This is a genomic window from Pseudoalteromonas sp. BSi20652 (genome assembly GCF_000239855.1).
Lineage (GTDB): Bacteria > Pseudomonadota > Gammaproteobacteria > Enterobacterales > Alteromonadaceae > Pseudoalteromonas.
Genome location: NZ_BADT01000239.1, coordinates 1 through 22,662 on the forward strand (window position 1 = coordinate 1; position 22,662 = coordinate 22,662).

The following is a 22,662-nucleotide window of genomic DNA, read 5'->3' on the forward strand; positions in this document are numbered from 1 at the left end:
ACAGAAATAAAAATGCGGTACTAGCTCAGTTGGTAGAGCGCGACCTTGCCAAGGTCGAGGTCACGAGTTCGAGCCTCGTGTACCGCTCCAATCTTTTTATATCCTTTCAAAATTTTCTGTATTAAAAATCATAAATAAAATTATAATTTAAAATCTTTCTTATCTACTTTATTCTATGTGCAATATTCAGCATTGAAGTTTTGGTTGTTAGAAGCTATTGCTTCTCGCGCGCGCGTTCTGCGCTTACAAGATAAGTGTTGTACTTTGACGTTATAAGGTGTGAGTGAGGTAGGAAGAGTTAATACTTTGAAACCTGAAGCTTTTGTTAAAACAGCTCCCCCTGAATAGTTGCTATAACTCGTCTAGAGCCACCAGAATCACGGTGCTCGCCCAAGTAAATACCTTGCCATGTACCTAGCGCTAAATAACCATTTGAAATGGGAATAGTTAATTCACAACCCAACGTACTGGTTTTTATGTGTGCGGGCATGTCGTCGTCACCTTCATAATCGTGGCGGTAATAAGGTTGACGCTCAGGAACGAATTTATTGAAATGGCTCTCCATGTCCATACGAACAGTGGGGTCTGCATTCTCGTTTATTGTAAGGCTCGCTGAGGTATGCTGAATAAATAAATGTAATAAACCAACTTTATAATTTTCCAGTTCAGGAAGTTGAGACAATATTTCGTCATCAATTAAATGAAAACCTCGGCTGCGAGGTTTCAATGTAATTTGTCTGTGCTGCCAACTCATAGTTTATCGAAGCTAACTTCAATGTTTGCATTACCTGCATCGCAAGTAAATGGCATAATTATTTTTTTGCCTTGGCTTTTATGAGTAATAGTGTGGCCTTTTCCTGATACGACAATAGGTGTTGCCATATCAAAGTCGAAACCTTTTTCACCGAGTAGGTTTTTAGCCCCCCCCGTCACCATGTTAGTAATTTCACCTACCATATCTGTAACTTCCTCATCTATAGACTCAGGACGTTCGCCAAGCATGCGCTCCATGATAGTAAGTGCTAGCTCTTGATCAAAAGTAATTGAAAACGATCCTCGGGTTTGTGGGCCTACCATACCAATAAGACCAGATACATCGCCACAGGCTACCTCATCCGTTTTGATACGTGGCTTACCTGGTTTCAATTGAGTTTGAGCCATTGTACTTAATACATTGATCAAAGAAGATAAAAATGGATTGATGAACTCTACATTCATATTGTTTACTCTTAAATTGGTATTATGAAATGGCTACAATTTATATGAGTATAGCCATTAGGAGATTTTTTGGGAATTATGATGCTCTGCAAGATTCACATTTACCATGCGCTTCTATTGTTTGACCAGAAACAACAAATCCACCTTCGGCTGCTAGGCTGTTTAGTTCATGAGAGATTACGGTTGAATGTAACTCTTTTACAAAACCGCAGGTATCACAAATTAATAACTGTACAGGATGAATATGATCAAAATGATGACACAGCATAAATGCATTTGTGCTTTCAATTTTATGAATAAAACCCAGCTCAGCTAAAAAGTCTAAAGCACGATAAATAGTTGCAGGTTTAGCGCCTGTTTCTGTTACTTTTAATTGTTCAAGCAAATCGTACGCACCAACACCGCCTTGTGCACTGGCTAATAGGCGAAATACTTTTTCGCGGATTGGTGTAAAACGCGCGCCACGGTTGTCGCAAACTTGCTTTGCTTTACTTACAAGTGATTCTATATTCATCATTGCTCTTATCCTTATGCTACCGTGATATACTAACATACTGTATTGTAGTTGCAGTGTTTTTATTAAACGCTTTTTATCTAGGAAAGCCAGTAATGCATGAGTTATTAGCTATATTTATATTCTTTTTTGCGGTTATAGACCCCATTGGTACCGTGCCTGTATTTATTGCAGTTACACGTGGCGAGAGTGAAAGGTTTAAACGTAAAGTTATAGTAAAAGCAGTAGGGGTATCTGCATTAGTACTCTTATTTTTTGTGCTTGCAGGAGAGCTATTACTTAATGCAATTAAAATTCCGCTATCAGCGTTTCAAATAGCCGGTGGTATTGTATTGCTTATTTTTGCTCTTTCAATGATTTTTGGTGAAAGCAAACCTGAAACTGAAATTAAAAGTATGCGTGATAGCACTGAAACAGCTATTTTTCCGCTAGCTATTCCATCCATCGCGAGCCCAGGCGCTATGTTGGGCGCTGTATTAATGACCCGCAATGAAGAGCATACCTGGGTTGAGCAATTAATCACTTCATCAATGATGCTTGCTGTACTTGCTGTTGTACTGGTTTTGTTACTCCTTGCAACTCACGTACATAAATTAATTGGTGATAGTGGTGCAAGTATAATAAGTAGAATAATGGGGCTTATTTTAAGTTCGGTTGCGGTTACCAATATTTTAAATGGCATAGCCCATTATTTTGGCTTGCAGGTGTTTTCTTAACATTGATGCTCGCCAGGCTTTTGTGTAAAATACAGCGCCTTTTAAGCTGTGCTTAATAACTTTAATACCCTGAGGTTTGCTTTGAATAAATGTACTTTGGATAGACGCTTTTCTGTGGCCCCCATGCTTGATTGGACTGATCGCCATTGTCGTACTTTTCATCGCAAAATGACTAAACATACTGTGCTTTATACTGAAATGATAACCACAGGGGCTATTTTATTTGGTCGAGGTGACTACTTACATTTTAATAAACACGAAGGCCCAGTTGCGCTGCAACTTGGTGGCTCTGATCCTAAAGCACTTGCGCAATGTGCAAAATTAGCCGGTGAGCGTGGTTATGACGAAATAAATTTAAATGTAGGTTGCCCGTCAGACCGAGTTCAAAATGGTCGATTTGGTGCATGTTTAATGGCTGAACCTCAATTAGTTGCTGACTGTGTTGCCGCAATGAAAAACGAAGTAAACATTCCTGTTACCGTTAAAACGCGTATTGGTATTGATGAGCAAGATTCGTATGAGTTTTTATGTGCGCTTATTGAAGCGTCTCATAAAGTAGGGTGTGATGATTTTATTATTCATGCTCGTAAAGCATGGCTCAATGGTTTAAGCCCGAAAGAAAATCGTGAAGTTCCACCGCTTGATTACCCACGTGTTTATCAACTTAAAAAAGATTATCCGCAGCTAGACTTAAGCCTAAATGGCGGTGTTAAAACAATTGAGCAGAGCCTAGAACATTTGCAACATATTGATGGCGTAATGATTGGGCGTGAGGCTTACAGCAACCCATTTATGCTCAATGACGTTGATGAGAAAATTTATGGAGATGCTGCAAACACGCAGTCACGCCACGACGTAGTGCGTTCAATGTATGACTACATTGAAGAAGAAATGCGTTTGGGTGCTAATTTTTGGCATATTGCACGTCACATGCTCGGTATTTTTCAGGGGCAGCCTGGTGCGCGAGGTTTTAGACGCCACCTTTCTGAAAGTGGTCACGGTAAGCAAGCTGATTTATCGGTAATGGATAAAGCATTAAGCTTTGTACCAGAATAAAACTAAGCTTTAAAAATTCTAAATTTAAGCCACTTTCGAGTGGCTTTTTTGATCCTAAAAATTAGTCAAAATCATAATTTATTGGCCAATTCCACTCTATGTTGTTCAGCTTAAAGTCACTAAAATTTAGAGTGTTTGTTATTTACAATTATGATTTTAAAGGTTTTATTTCTTTTTGATGGACTTGGCACAACTCTTGGAATCTCCTTGTTGAAATTAATTAAAAATCAACAGGAGAATCTCATGGGAATATTTAACCGCGTAAATGATGTAATTCAATCAAACATTGTCGCTATGCTTGATAAAGCAGAAGATCCAGAAAAACTTTTAAACCTAATGCTTACCGAGATGCAAGATGCATTGAATGAGTCCCGTAGTACAGCAGCCGCTTTATTGTGTGAAGAGAAAATAATTAATCGCCAAATTGATACTAAAAAAACAGAATTAGCAGCTTGGCAAATTAAAGCAGAACGTGCGGTTGAGAAGGGCAGTGATGACCTTGCTAAGTCTGCCTTACTTGAAAAGCAGCGCGTTAACGAAAGCATTGAAAATAAGCAAATTCAACTAGAAACACTGCAAGAGTCTATTGCAAAAATTAAGGTTGATTGTGAGCGTCTGCAGCAAAAAATGGCTATGGCTAAAACTAAGCAAGCTCAGTTAATGCAGCGTCATAATGTTGCTATTGCTAGAGGGCGAATCAGTACGCAACTACAAAGCGATAAAGTAGCTCATGCGTTATCTCGTTTTGAACAAATAGAGCAGCGTGTTGAAGGTATTGAAGCTCAAGTAGAGGCTTATGAGCTGACTGATACAGCAAGCTCTACGAGTGCCCAAATTGAGTCGTTAGTTAAAAATGAAAAAATTGATGCTGAACTGGCTCGCTTAAAAGCGAATTTAAATACTAACTTAAAACAAACTGCTTAGGAGATTGCTATGAACAGCTTTAATCGTCAACGAGGTTGGTATAAAGATACTCTAAATAAAAAAATATCGGGTGTTTGTAGTGGTTTAGCTCATAGGTTGGACTTTCCGGTATGGGCAACACGCGTAGTTACTATTTTGTTGTTTTTGAGTTTTCCGTTTGCAATTGCACTTGGTTATTTTATAGCGCATTGCTGCCTTGAAAATAAAGAGTATTAATACCAACAGGCATAAATATTTGAACAATTTAACGAATTAAATCACTCTATAACATTGTTAAAAATTTTATGTAGAACAACTAGATATAAAATTTTGCCTAGTTATAGTGCAGTTTTCTTATCGTTAAATAGACCCCATATATAAGCCGGTTGGTATAAGGAGAATTACTATGAAAGCTTTGGCAGTATGTGTAATTATCTATTTATTACTGTTTACTGATTTAATAACGTTTGTGCAGATTGATTCTTGGCAGTTGCCGTTATGGATTGCTGATATTAGCTGGGTTGGGCTCGAGCTTGTAGGTGCTTTGGCCACAATTGTTGCTGTAGTTGCGGTAGTAGCTTTAATTACTATGGGATTAGTTGGTGCGGGTGTAGTGGCATTAGCAGGGACTGTTTTAGCGCTTTTATTTGGATCTATAATGATTGCATGGCTGTTACTATTTGTTGCAGTGTTGTGTTGGCTTGTTGCCGATAACAAAAAAGTAGCCTCTTAATCCTTAATTTGACTGACTATTATAGGTTAACTATGTTAAATTTAGCCTGTAATTTAAAGTTTTCATAAGGATAAGAATGATGACGAAACTATGTTTTTCGATGGCTTCTGCATTAGTATTTAGTTTTTTTTCGTCATCGTTGGCGGCACACTCAGAGCACGATCACGGTTCTGATGTGGCTGTACTCGAAGTCACTAACGCGCAAGTTAGAGAGTTTTTACCTGCGAGCACTTCAACTGTAGGCTATTTAACGCTTATTAATCACGGTGGAGCCGCAGCAACTTTAACTAAGGCAACTATTGATGGCTTAGGGCGTGTTGAAATACACGAGCATTCACATGTAGACGGCATGATGAAAATGCAACAAGTTGAATCGGTTGAAATTAAAGCGCACGAAAGTGTCAGCTTTCAGCCTGGCGGTTATCATTTAATGGTATTTGAACCACAAGAGCCATTAAAAGTAGGGCAAGAACGTAAACTCACGCTATATTTTAGTGACGGTAATCGGTTGTTTACTAATGCTCAAGTAGTGTCGCTTGAAGCACAAGCTAAGCAGTCAAAACCATCTACTCAACACGCTCATCACTAGGAGTACACATGTCGCAACATAAAGGAAAAATAGCAGGGATAGTTGTTTTACTGCTTATCATATTTTACGCAATTGCTGTTTATTGGAGCACTGAGCCTTCACGTTTTGATGTTGTTGCAAACGCCAAAGAGCAAGCGCAGCTTCGTAATGAAAATGTAGTAACGGGTTATGTAACTACTTCTACGTTAATTACGGTAGCAAATACCTTACTCGATAAACCGGGTGGCTACTTATCAAATGATGTCATACCGCCAAGTATTATTATGGATGATATGCCAGCATGGGAATATGGCGCACTAGAAATGGTACGTGATTTATCACTTTCTATGCGAAAAGATTTTAGTCGTTCGCAATCACAATCGACTGAACATGAAGCACTTAAAAAGGCGCAACCACAATTTAATATAAGCTCTGAAGCATGGGCATGGCCAAGTGCTGAAGGCGAATATCAAAAAGGGATTGACTATTTAATGTTATATCGTGGACAAATAGCTAACGAGCATGAACGCGATAGCCAATTTTACGCACGAGCAGATAACTTACGTAGTTGGCTTAAAGAGGCTGAAAAACGTTTAGGTAGCTTAAGCCAGCGTTTAAGTGCCAGTGTAGGCCAAGAAAAAGTGAATACTGATTTAGCGGGTAATTCATCTAATAAACAAGCAACGCTTGCTCCACTGCAGCAACAAGTAAGAACACCGTGGTTAGAAATTGACGACGTGTTTTACGAGTCGCGTGGTGCTACATGGGCGTTATTACACTTTTTACAAGCGATAGAGTATGACTTTGCTGATGTGCTTGAGAAGAAAAATGCGCGTGTAAGCGTTCAACAAATTATACGTGAGCTTGAGGCTACCCAAGAAACAGTGTGGAGCCCACTTATTTTAAACGGGAATGGTTTTGGCTATGTTGCTAATCACTCTTTAGTTATGGCAAATTATATTTCTAGAGCCAATGCGGCTTTAATCGAACTTAGCGAACTACTAGCTCAAGGATAAAAAATGAAAAAGTATTGTTTAGCAGCAGCCCTTTCAATGGCATGTTTAGCACCGGCAGCGCAAGCTGACACCCTACTTGGTTTATACGTAGGTGTTGATGGGTGGAAATCTGATAATGATGGTCAGTTTTCTTACAAAAATAATGCATCTCAAGATTTTAATTTTGAAGATGAGACTTTTGTAAGTTATTACGCGGCGCTTGAGCATCCGGTACCATTAGTACCAAACATTAAATTAAAGTATACAGAGCTTGAGTTAAATGGTTCAGCGCTGCTTACAGATACGTTTAGCTTTAATGGTTCTGATTATGTTGTTGGCTCTACTGTAAATACAGTAAGCGATTTAACGCATATTGATTATATTTTGTATTATGAAATTTTTGATAATGACTTAATCTCAATAGACTTAGGTTTAAATGCCAAACAGTTTGACGGTGATATTGTTGTAAATGGCACTACTCAAAATGGTGGTGCTAACTTTACTGAAACTGTTAATTTTTCTGGTTTTGTTCCTCTTGCATATGGTCGTGCCGAAGCTGGCTTACCATTTACTGGCTTAAGTGTATTTTTTGAAGGTAGCTTTTTGGCTATTGACGATAGTAAAGTACAAGATTACCAAGTAGGCGTAGCGTGGGAACTTATTGATAACTTAGCAGTAGATGTTGCAGTTAAAGCAGGTTACCGCTCTATGATATTAGAAATTGATGATGTAGATGATATTACAACTGATATTGATGCATCTGGCCCATTTGCGGGTATTCAGATTCATTTTTAATTAGCGCTCTATAATTAAGTTAAGCGTGGCATATTATTTTATTGCGTGCCACGCTAAATCAAACTCTCCCTCTAGCGCATTATTAATCAACTGCTTATAGACCTTATTGACAGGGAACTTAATAAGTTTAGATAGCTCATCACCTGTTTGCGTAAATTTGTAATAGCTCAATACTAAATCACTGCTTTTTGCTTTTAACGTTACTTTTTGCGATAAAAATGAAAGGGTAAGTTCTTGTCCCGCTTTAAGCACTGCAGATTCAATTTCTTTTCTATACAGTAAATTAAGATCCATGAGCGTTAAGATATCAGGAAAGCTAATCCCCGTTTTTCCTAAATTTAGAGATACTTTATTGCCTTTTCGTAGCAAATCAAACAAGGACGGTTTTTTGTAAAAGCCGAGTAATATAAAGTGGCTGTCGTCTTTTTCGTTATAGCCTGAGAGCGATACACATTTTTGTAAAGAATCAGCTTCTCGCTGTGTCATATGTTTTAACGTTTGAAGGCTTTTAATTGAAAACGTACCAGGATTGAGTGTTTCTCCTGTTAAAATTTTTGCCCATAAAATTTGCATTGACTCATTTGAAGTATCTTCGCACAGTGCAATAAAATGCTCTACCCAATCAACATCGGGTTGTTTACTACTTGCTACATCAGGGCAAAACCCCATGGCCATTGCTAAAATTGATTCTATATTTTGTTGTTGTTTAATAAGTAGTAAATCTTGGCGCTTTTGGGCGCGAGCTAAAACAGAGCTTTCACTGTTGATATGATAAAGCGGCTTAATTTGGCCTTTAATATTATAGCTTTGCTCGTTAGTAGGCAGCACTCCATTATTACCTACTTTTGTAATAGGATAGCCAAGTAACGATTCAATAAGGTTCGCCAGATTAATTCTTGCTTGTGCTGTTTTTACTGTCATGACTATGCATTATCCTTTGTGCATCATTAAGCTGTGCAATGGTTTGAATGTTATTCAAACCCAGAGAAACCGTATTGCTAAGCATATATTCGCTTAAGATTGCGGTGTAGCCAGATATTAAAGGAGCAGTAGTTTGTCCTTTAATGTTACATATTAACGTAACTATACCGTTTTGCTCGCTGAGGTTAAAAGTGCCTCTTACAATATGTTCAGTATTTAAAAGTATGTTGAAGTTGACTTTATTTTTACTTACCGAAGTAATGATCATTTCACCATACCCCCATTTTCCTTTCCAAGACTGATGAGCTCCTAGGCCAGAACTGGGTTCACCCAAAGTAAAACGTATGCTGGGGTCTACTTTTTCCCATGGAGACCATTTTTGCCATTGGCTAAAGTCGGTGATAAGCGGCTTTACTACTTCAAGATTGGCATTAATTTGTACTGTTTTACTCACATTATAATTTTGAGGAAGTATCAGCCCAACTAGCACGAGTACTAGCAGCGCTAGTAATACGCCTTTAATTAGCATTTTTAATGGTTTAATAAGCACATCCTTTATTAATTTTAAGTTGAAATACAACAACTTTTTATTAATCGACTATAATATGAATTGGATTATAAACCAAAAATAATTTACTAATTGCTACATTGGAGAGCGAATGTCGTTAGATCAAAATAATTTTTTATTCTCAGAGCAAGGCCATGAGGACGAAGGTTTTATTGAGCAAACTAAGTTTTGGGACATATTAATTGTTGATGACGAACCTGAAGTTCATTCGGTGACAAAATTAGCTTTATCTGGCGTTGAATTTTTAGGTGCAGGCTTACGATTTCACGATGCCTACTCCGGTGCGCAAGCAATAGAAGTATTAGCTAAAAATAAAAATATCGCGGTTATCTTTTTAGATGTTGTAATGGAAACTGACGATGCCGGTTTGCAGGTTGTAAAAAGGGTACGTGACGAATTAAATAACCAACATGTAAGAATTATTTTAAGAACAGGGCAAGCGGGTAATACGGCAGAAGAAAAAGTAATACGTGAATACGATATAAATGATTATAAAACAAAAACAGAGCTCACCCGCGCTAAGTTAGTTGCTTCGCTCATAACTGCCATTCGCTCATATGATCAAGTTTGTCAACTTAAGTATCAAAGTGATGCTATGAACACGATTGTTTTAGCATCAAAGTCTATTTCAGGTCTTACAGATATAAAACGACTAAGCAAAGAAATTATTAAATACATGAGCATGCTTTTGGAGTGTCCGCCTAAAGGACTTGTGTGTAGTAAGTTAGATGGTGATGACTTTATTCAAGTACTTGGTGGCTGCGAGCATTACGAAGGCTATTATGGTGAAAAATTAATTAATGTTGATAGCAATGTATTTAAACAAGTAGAGATATGCTTTGATTTTTTAAAGCATCAACATACGGATACCAATGTAACATTTGTTTTAAAAAACAAGCATCGCAAAGCGGCTTTATATATTGAGTGCGATCATACACCAACAGTGACTCAGCTCCAATTTGCTGAGATATTTTTAACGAATGTAAGTGTGGCGCTTGATAATATAAGGCTCTTTGTAAAGTTGAGAGATGCTGCTTACAAAGATGTATTAACTGGTATTTCAAACCGCACAAATTTTATTGAAGAAGTTGTACGTTATCAAAAGCCCCATGTAAATAATTACATATTTGTATTAATTGATGTTGTTAATTTTGCAGATATTAATAATGGTTTAGGTCAAGATACGGGTAATAAAATATTAATTGGTATTTCTCAAAGGCTAAGAAAAAATTTCCCCAAGGCTAAAATATTATCACGTATTGGTGCAGATGTTTTTGGTTTCATTATTCGTCGTAACGAGTTTGATTTAAAAGAATTAAATAATCAATTAAGTATACCATTTCGTGCAGAAGAACATGTGCTGCCGGTAGATTTCAGAATTGGCTTGTGTGAACAACAAGACTTTCAAAGTAGCGGTATTGATACACTTAAAGTCGCTTATATTGCGCTTAATCAAGCTAAAAAAATAAAGCACAAAGAAGGTGTTTATTACAATATTGAGATGCAAGATAAAATGGCTTGGCGTTTAGGAATTATTAGACAATTGCGTCATGATTTTGCTCGAAATAAGTTAGAGGTCTGGTATCAACCTCAACTTATGTTCGATGACTTATCGTTAATTGGGTGCGAAGCGTTATTACGCTGGCCAACAGGTGATGGCGTATACATATCTCCGGCGGTATTTGTACCGCTTGCAGAAGATGCAGGACTTATTGTGGATATAGGGCAATGGGTATTAGAACAAGCTTGCCAGCAGCAAAAGCGTTTAGAAAACATGGGCACAGAAATTTGCATTGCAGTTAATGTGTCTGTTCCACAATTTAAAGTAAAAGGCTATGCACAAACGGTTAAAAACACACTATTGAAGTATGGTGTTAAGCCAAAAAATATAGAACTGGAAGTAACCGAGAGCGTAGTTATGGATGAGTTAGAAACGGTTATCAATACGCTCAGAGAGTTGAAAGAACTCGGAATTGAAGTTGCTATTGATGACTTTGGTACTGGTTTTTCATCGCTAAGTTATATTCAAAGTTTACCACTGGATAGATTAAAGATAGACCGTGCATTTATAAAGGGTTTACCAAACGATGATACCGGTGCTATTGCTGCATTGGTTATATCTCTTGGTGCAAAGTTGGGTTTAAAAACAATTGCTGAAGGGGTAGAAACACAGGAGCAAGCCACATTTTTGAAAAATTTAGGATGTGATGAAGTGCAAGGATTTATGTATGGTAAACCGATGCCTGAGAATGAATTAATAGAGTTTATAAATAAACGCTAAAAAGATTAACCTATTATTTAAGCTAATGAGCGATTTATAATTTAAGGCGCGATATGCTTCGACTGATTTGTATATATAAACACTTTAGTAGGGTATAATTCGCGCCTTTTGTTATTATACGGCCACAATTATGAGCACACTCAAAGCTAAGCGCGCCTTATTTTCATACCCTAAATACTGGGCTGAATGTTATGGCACCGCGCCATTTTTACCAACTACACGTGAAGAGATGGATGCACTTGGCTGGGATAGCTGCGACATAATAATAATTAGTGGCGACGCGTATGTTGATCATCCTAGTTTTGGTATGGCGGTAATTGGCCGTGTACTTGAGGCGCAAGGTTTTAGAGTCGGTATTATTGCCCAACCAGCTTGGGATTCTAAAGATGCATTTATGGAACTCGGTAGACCCAATTTATTTTTTGGCGTTACTGCTGGTAACATGGATTCGATGATTAACCGCTATACAGCCGAAAAGCGTATGCGTCATGATGATGCTTATACACCTAATAATGTAGGTGGAAAACGCCCTGACCGCGCTGTAATGATTTACTCTCAAAAATGCCGCGAAGCCTACAAAGGTATACCAATCGTTATTGGTGGAATTGAAGCCAGTCTTCGTCGTATTGCACATTATGATTATTGGCAAGAAAAAGTACGTCGTAGTATTTTGTTTGATGCAAAAGCCGATATTTTAATTTACGGTAACGCTGAGCGCCCGTTAGTTGAAGTTGCACATCGAATTGCTGCGGGTGAAACGATGGACACCATTCAAGATATCCGTGGTACGGCTGTTATTCGTAAAGAGCCTTTACCAGGTTGGCGTGGGAGCGACTCTACCGCTATAGATAAAATTGGTAAAATTGATCCAATTCCAAATCCATATGGTGCTGATGATGTAGGTTGTAGTAAATCTGAATTTAAACAAGCGGGTATTGATTTAAAAGCAGAAGCGGCAAAACCAATTACGGTTCAGCCTGCGCGCCCTAAGCCGTGGGAAAAAACCTATGTTAAATTACCTGCCTATGAGCAAGTAAGTGTTAACAAACCTTTATATGCTCACGCTTCACGTATTTTACATCAAGAAACAAACCCTGGTTGTGCAAGAGCGCTTTTCCAGCGACACGGCGATCGCTCTATTTGGGTAAACCCGCCAGCATATCCATTAGAAACTCATGAAATGGATGCTGTATTTGGTTTACCGTATCAGCGTATTCCACACCCAAGTTATGGCGATGCTAAAATTCCTGCTTACGACATGATAAAAACGTCAGTTAATATTATGCGTGGTTGTTTTGGTGGTTGTTCGTTTTGCTCAATTACGGAGCATGAAGGGCGTATTATTCAAAGTCGTTCGCAAGAATCAATTATTGAAGAAATTGAACAGATTAGAGATAAAGTACCCGGTTTTACCGGTGTTATTTCTGATTTAGGTGGCCCAACGGCGAATATGTATAAACTGCGTTGTACTAGCAAAAAGGCAGAAAGTACCTGTAGACGTTTATCATGTGTGTACCCTGAAATTTGTAAGCACATGGATACAGATCATACGCCAACAATTGACCTATACAAGAAGGCACGTGAAGTTAAGGGTATTAAAAAGGTATTGATTGCTTCTGGTGTTCGTTACGACTTAGCTGTACGCGACCCGCGTTACGTTAAAGAATTAGTAACGCATCATGTAGGTGGCTACTTAAAAATAGCGCCAGAGCATACAGAGGATGGCCCATTATCAAAAATGATGAAGCCAGGTATGGGGGCGTACGATCAATTTAAAGAGTTATTTGATAAGTACTCTAAAGAAGCCGGTAAAAAGCAGTATTTAATTCCTTATTTTATTTCAGCTCATCCAGGGACAAAAGATGAAGACATGGTAAACATGGCTTTATGGCTTAAATCAAATGACTTTAAGCTTGATCAGGTACAAAATTTTTACCCTTCACCCATGGCTAATGCGACGACTATTTACCACACAGAAATGAACTCTTTACGTAATATAAAAAACAATACAGAAGTTGTTCCAGTACCTAAAGGTGCTCGCCAACGTAGATTACATAAAGCTATTTTACGCTACCATGATGCAGCGGGTTGGCCGATGATACGTGAAGCACTGCGTAAAATGGGTAAAGCTAATTTAATTGGTAAAGGGCCTAACTGTTTAGTGCCTGAAGAAGGGCGTGACGAAAAAGCAGGTAAAGGTGGCAGTAAAGGCGGACGTCCTGCACTAACGCGACATACCGGTTTTAGCCAATTTAAAAAGGCAAACACTAAACCAAAAGTAGGCGGTAATCGTCAAAGTACACGTTAGTGATATATTTTACTCATTAAGCTAGTAGAGCCATTTAATTAATATACGGGCTTTGTAAGCTCCTAAACTAAGTAAAACTGACTTTTATTGGCTATATTAATGTAGCCAATAAAAGTGCACCTTAATAAATAATTATTTAATATTTTAGTTAGCCGTTTAAAACGTTGATGATAACCATAAACGTAATTTAAGTGACCATAACGGTTGAATACCTGTTAGTCCTTGCGTCATTTTATTATCTTTTAAGATTATATAAGATGGCGTGACTTGCCCTTGCCAATCGGCAAATATCTCACCGTGTTGATCGTTTACAGTGGTAAAACTGTAGCCATGATCATTTAGGTAATCATGTAGTTCTTGATCAGCACCTGATTTTATTGCGATGCTCACGACAGGGTAGTTATTCTCGTTTGAGAGTTCGTTTATGGCAGGGGAGGTAATACTACAAATAGGGCACCAAGTTCCCCAAAAATAGACAAGTATGGGTTTACCTTGGCTCATTGCTGCTAAATCAATGTTTTTCCCTTTGTAATCGATTAATTGTAATTGAGGATTTGCTGGCATGACAGGTTGTCGCCACCAATTGACTGCAGTATAAATGACGAAAAATATAGAGCCGTATATCAATACACTTTTTAATATTGATAATCCTTTTTGTTTTAGCGTTTTTTAGGTGTCTCTTTTTTATTTTTGGTATCCGTTGTCATAGTTGCAGCTCTACCTTAGTTATTTGCAAAATTTTCTAATTTATACCAGCAACCAGGTAGCAGTACCTAAAAAGGCGAATATACCCACAATATCAGTAATTGTAGTAAGGACCACACTGCCTGCAAGTGCGGGATCGATATTCATTTTTTTAAGAATAATAGGAATGCTTGCACCAGCAACACCAGCCACCACTAAGTTCATAAACATAGCGAAGGCGAGTACGCCACCAAGCATAAAGTCCCATTGCCATAGGGCAATAACACCCGCAATCAAAAGTGACCACAAAACCCCATTTAGCGCTCCAATGGCGAGCTCTTTCATCATTAAAAAGCGTTGGTTAGTTTGGTTAATATGACCTACTGCTATACCACGAATAACAAGCGTTAATGATTGACTACCTGCAACACCGCCCATCGAAGGCACTATGCCGTTAAGTACAGCTAAAATAGGTAAAACATCTAAAGTGCCTTCAAAAAAGCTAGCTACAAAAGCCGCAGCAAGGGCTGTTAACAAGTTAACACCTAACCAGACTGAGCGTTTTTTAGAGCTTTTTAGTACTGGCGCAAAGGTATCTTCTTCATCATCGAGACCAGCTAAGCCTAACAAACTATGCTCGGCATCTTCTCTGATTACGTCAACGATGTCATCGATAGTGACACGGCCAAGTAGTTGATCGTTGTCATCTACTACGGGAGCTGATATCCAGTTATGGCGTTCAAATAATTGCGCGACTTCACTTTCATCCATAGAGATTGGGATAGACTCACAATCTTCATCCATTAAATCGCGAACAATTTTTTCTGGCGAGTTAGTTAATAATGTACTTAGCGATAAAGCGCCTATAAAGCAGTTATGCTTATCAACAACGTACAAGTCATCAGTACCTTCTGGTAACTCGCTGCGTAGTCTAATATATCTAAGTACAACATCGAGCGTAACGTCAGGGCGAATGGTCACCGTATCGGTGTTCATTAGCGCGCCAGCTGAACGCTCTTGATACGAAAGTGCTTGTGTTGCACGTTCACGGTCTTGAATATCCATCGCGCTAACAACGTCTTTATAAACGGTGTCTGGCAGACTACGTAATACTTCACCTAAGTCATCGTGGCCCATATCTTCGGTTGCGGCTGCAATGTGCTTAGGTTCCATTTGGGCAATAATGCCTAAACGAACATCTTCTGATAGCTCTTCAAGAACATCACCTTGCACATCAGGATCGACCAATTGCCAAAGGAGTCGGCGAATTTTATGCGGTGATGATTCTAATAATAATGCGGTATCACAAGGAGCTGTTTTTGCAAGCATGCGCCTAACTTGAACAAATTGACCACTATTGAGTGACTTAGTCACCTGTTTTAATTGTTGTAGTGGATAGTCTTGTTCAAAAGCTTCGGGCATTGGTGTCCTTTATAAATTTTTATATTACTTTATGCATAGAGGTGAGTTAACTGGCGTTACTAACCGTATTTATTTTATATATTTGTTTTAATTGGGGCATTAGTAATGCGAGCATTATTTTATAACTGTTTATTCTTGCTCATTAAAACGTTGTGCTATTAATTCTCCAACCGCGTGTAAAGCTTGCTCAGAGTCGGGGCCTCTGCATACAACTTTAACTTCTTTGCCTTGGCTACTTTCAAGTAGCATTAGTGCAAGTACGCTATCGCCTGCGGCCTCTTTGTCATCTTGAAATAATGTAATTGTCGCATCAAACTGCACTGCCAATTGGGCAAGCACGGTGGCTGCTCTGGCGTGCAATCCTAATTTGTTTTTATTAAAAAAGTGTCTTCACAATGCATAACTTACTCTACCTAAGCTGAACAGGTGATTATTCAGCTATATTATTTTTCTTGTTCGCGATGGCGAATTTTTACATTGGGATGTGTCATTGCAAAACTTTCACCGATAGTTTGCGCTAAATATACAGAGCGATGTTGTCCGCCTGTACACCCAATAGCAATGGTTAAATAACTGCGGTTATTTCGTTCTAAGTGCGGTAACCACGTTTGTACGAATGTTTGAATTTGCCATGTGAACTTTTGCACAATGCTGTGATTGGCCAAATAATCTTTAACGGGTTGATCTAACCCATTTAAAGGTTTTAATTCAGGTTCCCAATGTGGATTTGGTAAAAAGCGTGCATCAAATACATAATCTGCTTCTTTTGGTATGCCGTGTTTAAAACCAAACGATTCAAACGTGACAATCAGTTGCTTATCTTTTTTACCTAAAATCTTTTCACGAATAGATTCAGCAAGTTGATGAACGCTTAAATCAGTTGTGTCTATCATAAAATCGGCGCGGGTGATTAATACATCAAGTAATTCTTTTTCTTTTTTGATGGCTAAATCAAGAGGCAACGAGTCAATTGATAATGGATGTAATCTACGAGTTTCAGAAAAGCGTTTGATCAATGTTTGATCGTCGCTATCTAAATAAAATAGCGTAGGGTTTGCGAAGCCTGGTAAATATTCAAGAATATCGTTAAATTCATCTTGTTGTTTAGGGATGTTGCGCACATCTATGCTAACAGCAATTTTATCGTAGCTATCAGACACACTGCGAACTAATGAAGGAAGCAAGTTAACTGGAATATTATCTACGCAATAATAGCCTAAATCTTCTACTACGCGCAAAGCAACCGACTTTCCAGAACCAGAACGGCCGCTTATGATAATTAGCTCCATTTAACATCCTTTATAAAACTAAGATTGATTGACGATAACCTGGTAAAGCTCAGCATCTGATTTAGCACTGCGTAGCTGTTTACAAAAATCTTTGTTATTTAGTTTATCAGCAATGGTTGCTAGAGTCTTTAAGTGCTGCTGGTTATCGCCATCTGGTACGATGAGTGCGACGAAAATATCAACAGGACGATTATCGATTGCATCAAAATTTATTGGCGTTTCGCTAACGAGCACTAAAGCTAAAGGCTCTTCTGCACCGCTCATTCTTCCATGAGGAATGGCAATGCCACGCCCTATACCAGTACTACCCAATTTCTCTCTGCTCATTAAAGCATTAAGGATATCATGTTGCGATAAATACGGAAGTTTGTCGTGAGCAAGTTCGCTAATGAACTCTAAAATTCTTTTTTTGCTATTAAAAAGGACCGCAGCTTTGCTGCAGTCCTGGCATATAAGTGAGCTTAATTTCATCATATTAGTGTCGAGCAAGCTTCTCTTTGTGTTTAATTACTTGTCGATCGAGCTTGTCGATCAACGAGTCAATGGCGGCATACATATCTTGATGTTCTGTAGAGGCAAATAGCTCGGCACCGCTTACGTGTATGGTGGCTTCTGCTTTTTGATTTAATTTTTCTACATCGAGAATGACATGAACATTATTAATATGATCAGAGTGTCTTTCTAGCTTCGCAAATTTGGTATTAATATAGTCTCTTAGTGAATCGGTTAATTCTACGTGACGACCAGTTAAGTTTAGTTGCATAAGCATTACCCTCTTTTTTTGCGTCTTAAATCAAACTTTTACGTTGGTTTGATGGTGGAATAGCCAGAGACTCGCGGTATTTTGCAATTGTACGTCTCGCTACTTTAATTCCTTGCTCAGCCAATATATCCGCTATTTTGCTATCACTCAATGGTTTTGCTGAGTTTTCTGCTGCAATTAGTTTTCGGATGAGCGCACGGATTGCTGTAGATGAACATTCCCCCCCGTTTTCGGTGCTTACATGGCTTGAGAAAAAGTATTTAAGCTCAAATATACCACGGGGTGTATGCATATACTTTTGGGTTGTTACGCGCGAAATTGTTGATTCGTGCATTTCTACCATTTCAGCAACATCATTCAAAACCATTGGTTTCATGGCTTCAGGGCCGTGTTCAAAAAAGCCTTGTTGTTGCTTAACAATACAATTAGTTACTTTTAATAGCGTGTCGTTTCTGCTTTCTAAACTTTTAATAAACCATTTAGCTTCTTGTAAATGCGAGCGAATAAACTGGCTATCACCACTGGATTTTACCGTGCGAGACATTGCCGCGTATTGGCTATTAACACGAATTTTAGGCATGCTGTCAGGGTTTAATTCAACAACCCAGCGACCTTTAATTTTTTTAACTGACACATCAGGAATAACATACTCAGATTCTTCTCTTACAATAGTATCTGCAGGTTTAGGGCTAAGAGTATGTATTAATGTCATTACTTCTTTAAGCTCTTCTTCTTTGAGCTTAGTTTTCTTCATTAATGTACGATAGTCACGAGCAGCTAATAAATCAATATGCTCGGTTAGAATCATTTTTGTTTCATTAATGTAAGGTGTTTCTTTATCAAACTGATTGAGCTGAATACACAAACACTCTTGCAAGCTCCGTGCAGCAATGCCGACAGGATCAAACAATTGAATACGTTTTAAAACCGCTTCAATTTCATCAAGTTCGACTTCGTTATCATCTTCATTTTCTTGATTAAAGCTTTCTAAAATTTCTTCGCAACTGAGTGTTAAAATACCAGAATCATCTACGGCCTCTACAATCGCAATCGCAATAGCTTCATCGGTAGGGCTAAATGGCGTTAGTTGTAACTGCCACATTAAATACTCATGGAGCGTTTCAGTAGAAGCCCCTTGGTATATTGATTCGTCTTCAGGCATTGGACCCGATGATGCTGCAGGGGCGGCACTCATGTACTCATCCCAACTAACATCCATAGCCATGTCGTCACTTAGCGTGTCTTTTGCAAGTGCTTCACCACTATCTTGTTCGTATTCGCTTGGAGCATCATCGGCAGATGCGCTAACAGTTATGTCATCAGTATCTGCTTTTTGCTCGTTTTTACCAGCGGCATCTTCGGAATAGTCTGCCTCTTCAACCTCTAATAGCGGGTTGCTGTCGAGAGCTTCTTGTATTTCTTGCTGGAGATCCAATGTACTGAGTTGCAACAAACGAATAGCTTGTTGCAGCTGTGGAGTCATTGTAAGTTGCTGGCCCATGCGCAGCTGTAGTGATTGCCTCATGTATCTCTAACAATCCTTTTATGTTGTTATAATTAATACTAGCAGATGCTTAAAGACATGGCGTAAATGTTACAGCCTAAATTGCTCGCCTAAGTAAACATCGCGTACTGTTTTATCATTTAATACGTGTTCTGGGGTACCTGATGCAATCAGCTCCCCATGAGAAACAATGTAGGCTTTTTCACAAACATCAAGGGTTTCTCTTACGTTGTGATCGGTAATTAATACACCAATTCCACGATTTTTAAGATGTTGAATAATTTTTTTAATATCTAATACCGAAATCGGGTCAACACCCGCAAATGGTTCATCTAATAATATAAATTTAGGATCTGCTGCTAGCGCCCGTGCTATCTCTACGCGGCGACGTTCACCACCTGATAGTGCCATACCTTGGCTATCACGAATGTGTTGTATGCTAAATTCATCTAATAAATTATTGAGTATATCTTCCCTGGTTTGTTTATTTAACTCTTTGCGCGTTTCTAAAATGGCCATTAAGTTTTGATAAACTGTCAGCTTTCTAAAAATAGATGACTCTTGTGGTAAGTAGCCTATGCCTAATCTAGCACGACTATGCATAGGTAAAAGAGTAATATCGTTATCGTCGATAAATATTTTACCTTTGTCGCTAGGGACAAGCCCTACAATCATATAAAACGTCGTTGTTTTACCGGCCCCGTTAGGACCAAGTAGGCCAACAATACTGCCAGCTTTTACTTCAAGGCCGACGTTTTTTTACAACTTCACGGCCTTTATAGCTTTTTGCTAATAGTTCTGCTTTTAATATGCTCATGGTTGACCTTCATCGTCTTTTTTACTTTTTTTAGTATCTATAGGTACTAAAATTGTGTGGACGCGGTCAGTTGAGTTTTCATCTTTTTCGGCACTGATTAGCTGCTGCTCTATGTCGTAGGTAATGCTTTTAGCATTTATTTTTTGTCCTGCTTGCGATACTTGTGCATTACCAATAAGCGTTAAAAAACGCTTAGATACATCGTAACGGACTTCGTCAGCACTGGCGCTCATAGTCGTGCCGTCTGATTGCTTTTCTTCAAAGTGCGCAGGGCTACCTGTGGCAATTAATAATTGTTTATTATCACCAAGTTCTTCGCGTTTATGTACTTCGAGACGGTCGGCTGTGATACGGCGATTACCATGAATAATTTCAACGTTTTTCTCAAAAATCCCGACATTAGCTTTTAATTGACCTTCTTGCTTGTCGGCGCTTATTGAAATTTGGTTTGCAGGCGGTTGCGTGTTTTGCTCTGCAGCACTACTATTAAAAGCTAATATAAGTGTAGGAATAATAAGTGATTTTAATATTTTATTGGTCATAATATATGGTTCGCGTATGGTTAATTAGTTTTATCACTTCGGTTTTTAAGTCGGCTTCTAGGCCTTTACCGGTGATTTTTAAATTGGGTCCAGTGATAATGACGGGTTGCTCCGAACGCATTGTTAATAGTTTTATATCTACCTGAATATTATCTGCATTTATTTTATCTATCATTGCGTTATCGGTTAAATTTTTAGCAACTACATTGCCTTCTAAAATTAGTTGTTTACCTTCATATAATGTTGCTTCGTCTGCATTTATTTGCCACGTTTGTTGTTCGTTATATAAAGTGAAAATGGGTTTTTCGAAAAACGTGAAACCTAATTGCTGGTATAGCTCCATTTTAGCCGCAGTGACTTTGTGGCTAATTTTACCTTGCTCGTCATAGGCTGTCTGTTTGAGCTCAATAGCTACATAATCAGGCTTGGCAATAACTTCTGGCTCAGTCTGAGGCACAATATTTGTTTGTGTAAAATAAGGGTACCAAAGCCAAACCATACAGGTAATGAATAAAACGCTTAATATTATGCGCGCTGCATTCATGAACTAGTGCCCTGTGTAGTCAATGCTTTACCATTTTCAAGCATGAGCAAATCAGTGAGTTCTCTTACAGCACCAAAACCACCAGGCATTTGCGTTACATAGTGCGATGATCGCTTAATAAGCGGGTGTGCATCGTTAACCGCAACGGCAAAGCCGACTAATTCCATAACAGGCATGTCAGGACCATCATCACCGATATAAGCAATTTGTTCATCGCTAAGGTTGAGTTTGTTTTTTAATTCTTGATAGGCAATGAGCTTATTTTCTTGGCCTTGATAAATATGCTGTACGGTTAAGCTGCTCATACGTTGTTGCACTATTTGTGAATGACGGCCAGTAATAACAGCCACTTCAAAACCACTATTTATAAGCGCTTTAATGCCAAAACCATCTTTTGTATTAAATGCTTTTAGCTCTTCACCTTGGTTACCAAGATAAATTCGGCCATCAGAAAATACACCATCAATATCGCATATAAGTAACTTTACTTTTTTAGCGCGTGCTTTTGCATCATCGCTGAGCGGTTGATAGAGTTCTTCAAATTGCATTTATAATACTCCTGCTTTTAATAAGTCTTGCATATTTAGTGCGCCAATAGGCTGATTTAGCTCATTGATGACGATTAAGCCATTTATACGTTTGTGTTCCATAATGTTGAGTGCTTCAGCAGCTAACATATCTTGCGTAGCCGTAGTACATGACTTGGTCATAACAACATCTATTTGTGTTGTATGAATATCAATTCTTTGTTCTAAAATACGACGTAAGTCGCCATCGGTAAATAATCCAACAAGTTGCTGATTTTCATCAACAATGGCTGTCATGCCTAGCCCTTTAGCGGACATTTCAATAAGGGCGTCTTTAACTGTTTGTGAAACGCTAATAATAGGTGTATTTACGCCGCTGTGCATAACATCTTTTAAAGTAAGTAATAAGCGCTTGCCTAAACTGCCACCTGGGTGAGATAGCGCAAAATCGTCAGCTGTAAACCCACGAGCTTCTAATAATGCAACTGCCATGGCATCGCCCATCGCAAGTGTGGCAGTGGTACTTGATGTAGGAGCTAGACCCAACGAACAGGCTTCTTTTTCTACTTTAATACACACATGTACATTAGCAAGGGTCGCCATGGTTGATTGCGTGTTGCCAGTCATGGCTATCATTTTGGCACCCAGTCGTTTTAAAACAGGAATGATATTTAAAACTTCGCTGGTCTCCCCTGAGTTCGAAATAAGCATAACCACATCGTTTTTAGTGATCATACCTAAGTCACCATGGCTTGCTTCACCAGGATGAACAAAAAATGCAGGGCTGCCAGTGCTTGCAAGGGTTGCGGCTATTTTATTGCCAATATGACCTGATTTACCCATACCAATGATAATAATACGGCCTTCGCAGTCGTACATTAATTGGCACGCATTATGAAAATTCTCATCTACATATTGTGCAATATCACTAAGTGCTTGGCGCTCAACATCTAAAACGCGAAGGCCTTGTTCAATAAAATTTAGCGTCGTCATC

Annotated in this window: 25 protein-coding genes, 1 tRNA gene and 2 pseudogenes; 11 read left to right on the top strand and 17 right to left on the bottom strand. The window is 38.5% G+C overall.

Annotated elements, in window-relative coordinates; all coding sequences use genetic code 11:
* Positions 1-14 precede the first annotated feature (14 nt).
* Positions 15-90: transfer RNA gene (locus tag P20652_RS19260), tRNA-Gly, on the top strand.
* A gap of 235 nt (positions 91-325) precedes the next feature.
* On the opposite strand, the gene P20652_RS00955 is transcribed toward P20652_RS19260, so the two are convergent.
* The 3 genes from P20652_RS00955 to P20652_RS00945 all read right to left on the bottom strand — a co-directional run bounded on the left by P20652_RS00955 (position 326) and on the right by P20652_RS00945 (position 1,732).
* Entirely contained in the window at positions 326-754 is a 429-nt protein-coding gene (locus P20652_RS00955) for a secondary thiamine-phosphate synthase enzyme YjbQ (protein WP_008172678.1), read from the bottom strand.
* Positions 751-1,218: a chemotaxis protein CheX gene (locus P20652_RS00950; protein ID WP_008172680.1), complete on the bottom strand. Its 468-nt coding sequence runs from the start codon at positions 1,216-1,218 to the stop codon at positions 751-753. Before P20652_RS00950 ends, P20652_RS00955 begins: the two co-directional genes overlap by 4 nt.
* A 76-nt stretch (positions 1,219-1,294) precedes the next feature.
* A complete protein-coding gene (locus tag P20652_RS00945; protein ID WP_033018176.1) occupies positions 1,295-1,732 on the bottom strand; it encodes a transcriptional repressor in 438 nt (145 codons plus the stop codon).
* 95 nt (positions 1,733-1,827) lie between these two features.
* Here P20652_RS00945 and P20652_RS00940 point away from each other — a divergent pair, with 95 nt between their 5' ends.
* The 8 genes from P20652_RS00940 to P20652_RS00900 all read left to right on the top strand — a co-directional run bounded on the left by P20652_RS00940 (position 1,828) and on the right by P20652_RS00900 (position 7,498).
* Complete coding sequence (locus P20652_RS00940; RefSeq protein WP_008172683.1) at positions 1,828-2,448, top strand: MarC family protein; 621 nt, start codon at positions 1,828-1,830, stop codon at positions 2,446-2,448.
* 123 nt (positions 2,449-2,571) lie between these two features.
* Complete coding sequence (gene dusA, locus P20652_RS00930; RefSeq protein ID WP_033018168.1) at positions 2,572-3,504, top strand: tRNA dihydrouridine(20/20a) synthase DusA; 933 nt, start codon at positions 2,572-2,574, stop codon at positions 3,502-3,504.
* Between the two features lie 243 nt (positions 3,505-3,747).
* The gene (locus tag P20652_RS00925) at positions 3,748-4,428 is read left to right on the top strand and encodes a PspA/IM30 family protein (protein WP_008172689.1); all 681 of its coding nucleotides are present in this window, start codon (positions 3,748-3,750) and stop codon (positions 4,426-4,428) included.
* A gap of 9 nt (positions 4,429-4,437) precedes the next feature.
* Complete coding sequence (locus P20652_RS00920) at positions 4,438-4,644, top strand: PspC domain-containing protein (protein WP_008172691.1); 207 nt, start codon at positions 4,438-4,440, stop codon at positions 4,642-4,644.
* Positions 4,645-4,813: 169 nt separating this feature from the next.
* On the top strand, positions 4,814-5,140 hold the full coding sequence (locus tag P20652_RS00915) for a hypothetical protein (protein ID WP_008172693.1): 327 nt from the start codon (positions 4,814-4,816) through the stop codon (positions 5,138-5,140).
* Between the two features lie 79 nt (positions 5,141-5,219).
* Positions 5,220-5,729: a copper chaperone PCu(A)C gene (locus P20652_RS00910; RefSeq protein WP_033018170.1), complete on the top strand. Its 510-nt coding sequence runs from the start codon at positions 5,220-5,222 to the stop codon at positions 5,727-5,729.
* 8 nt (positions 5,730-5,737) lie between these two features.
* Positions 5,738-6,724 (top strand): DUF2333 family protein, encoded by a 987-nt coding sequence (locus P20652_RS00905; RefSeq protein WP_008172697.1) that lies wholly within the window; start codon positions 5,738-5,740, stop codon positions 6,722-6,724.
* A gap of 3 nt (positions 6,725-6,727) precedes the next feature.
* Complete coding sequence (locus P20652_RS00900; RefSeq protein ID WP_008172699.1) at positions 6,728-7,498, top strand: TIGR04219 family outer membrane beta-barrel protein; 771 nt, start codon at positions 6,728-6,730, stop codon at positions 7,496-7,498.
* Positions 7,499-7,531: 33 nt separating this feature from the next.
* Here P20652_RS00900 and P20652_RS00895 read toward each other — a convergent pair whose 3' ends face one another.
* A complete protein-coding gene (locus P20652_RS00895; protein WP_008172701.1) occupies positions 7,532-8,419 on the bottom strand; it encodes a TIGR03899 family protein in 888 nt (295 codons plus the stop codon).
* A complete protein-coding gene (locus P20652_RS00890) occupies positions 8,388-8,969 on the bottom strand; it encodes an SRPBCC family protein (RefSeq protein ID WP_008172704.1) in 582 nt (193 codons plus the stop codon). Before P20652_RS00890 ends, P20652_RS00895 begins: the two co-directional genes overlap by 32 nt.
* A gap of 109 nt (positions 8,970-9,078) precedes the next feature.
* Here P20652_RS00890 and P20652_RS00885 point away from each other — a divergent pair, with 109 nt between their 5' ends.
* Both P20652_RS00885 and P20652_RS00880 read left to right on the top strand, forming a co-directional pair.
* Positions 9,079-11,268 carry an EAL domain-containing protein gene (locus tag P20652_RS00885; protein ID WP_008172706.1) on the top strand — a complete coding sequence of 730 codons (2,190 nt, stop codon included), beginning with the start codon at positions 9,079-9,081 and terminating at the stop codon, positions 11,266-11,268.
* Between the two features lie 130 nt (positions 11,269-11,398).
* A complete protein-coding gene (locus P20652_RS00880) occupies positions 11,399-13,576 on the top strand; it encodes a YgiQ family radical SAM protein (protein ID WP_008172707.1) in 2,178 nt (725 codons plus the stop codon).
* Between the two features lie 156 nt (positions 13,577-13,732).
* On the opposite strand, the gene P20652_RS00875 is transcribed toward P20652_RS00880, so the two are convergent.
* The 12 genes and pseudogenes from P20652_RS00875 to P20652_RS00820 form a co-directional block, all read right to left on the bottom strand.
* Positions 13,733-14,140: a protein disulfide oxidoreductase gene (locus tag P20652_RS00875; protein WP_008172709.1), complete on the bottom strand. Its 408-nt coding sequence runs from the start codon at positions 14,138-14,140 to the stop codon at positions 13,733-13,735.
* A 183-nt stretch (positions 14,141-14,323) separates the two neighbouring features.
* Positions 14,324-15,682 carry a magnesium transporter gene (mgtE, locus tag P20652_RS00870; protein ID WP_008172710.1) on the bottom strand — a complete coding sequence of 453 codons (1,359 nt, stop codon included), beginning with the start codon at positions 15,680-15,682 and terminating at the stop codon, positions 14,324-14,326.
* A 129-nt stretch (positions 15,683-15,811) separates the two neighbouring features.
* Positions 15,812-16,083 (bottom strand): annotated as a pseudogene (locus P20652_RS00865) (HPr family phosphocarrier protein).
* A 42-nt stretch (positions 16,084-16,125) separates the two neighbouring features.
* Positions 16,126-16,971 (bottom strand): RNase adapter RapZ, encoded by an 846-nt coding sequence (gene rapZ, locus P20652_RS00860; protein ID WP_007580299.1) that lies wholly within the window; start codon positions 16,969-16,971, stop codon positions 16,126-16,128.
* An 18-nt stretch (positions 16,972-16,989) separates the two neighbouring features.
* Entirely contained in the window at positions 16,990-17,442 is a 453-nt protein-coding gene (gene ptsN, locus P20652_RS00855; protein ID WP_033018186.1) for a PTS IIA-like nitrogen regulatory protein PtsN, read from the bottom strand.
* A gap of 4 nt (positions 17,443-17,446) precedes the next feature.
* The gene (gene hpf, locus P20652_RS00850; RefSeq protein WP_007580301.1) at positions 17,447-17,734 is read right to left on the bottom strand and encodes a ribosome hibernation promoting factor; all 288 of its coding nucleotides are present in this window, start codon (positions 17,732-17,734) and stop codon (positions 17,447-17,449) included.
* Positions 17,735-17,759: 25 nt separating this feature from the next.
* On the bottom strand, positions 17,760-19,259 hold the full coding sequence (locus tag P20652_RS00845) for an RNA polymerase factor sigma-54 (RefSeq protein WP_007580303.1): 1,500 nt from the start codon (positions 19,257-19,259) through the stop codon (positions 17,760-17,762).
* Between the two features lie 69 nt (positions 19,260-19,328).
* Positions 19,329-20,055: pseudogene (gene lptB / locus P20652_RS00840) on the bottom strand (LPS export ABC transporter ATP-binding protein).
* Complete coding sequence (gene lptA / locus P20652_RS00835; protein WP_008172717.1) at positions 20,052-20,597, bottom strand: lipopolysaccharide transport periplasmic protein LptA; 546 nt, start codon at positions 20,595-20,597, stop codon at positions 20,052-20,054. The pseudogene lptB and the gene lptA overlap by 4 nt, the downstream one beginning before the upstream one ends.
* Positions 20,587-21,141, bottom strand: coding sequence for an LPS export ABC transporter periplasmic protein LptC (gene lptC, locus P20652_RS00830; RefSeq protein ID WP_008172719.1), 555 nt, complete (start codon positions 21,139-21,141; stop codon positions 20,587-20,589). The genes lptA and lptC overlap by 11 nt, the downstream gene beginning before the upstream one ends.
* Positions 21,138-21,689 (bottom strand): 3-deoxy-manno-octulosonate-8-phosphatase KdsC, encoded by a 552-nt coding sequence (gene kdsC, locus P20652_RS00825; protein ID WP_008172721.1) that lies wholly within the window; start codon positions 21,687-21,689, stop codon positions 21,138-21,140. Before kdsC ends, lptC begins: the two co-directional genes overlap by 4 nt.
* Entirely contained in the window at positions 21,690-22,661 is a 972-nt protein-coding gene (locus P20652_RS00820; RefSeq protein WP_008172723.1) for a KpsF/GutQ family sugar-phosphate isomerase, read from the bottom strand.
* Position 22,662: the final 1 nt, after the last annotated feature.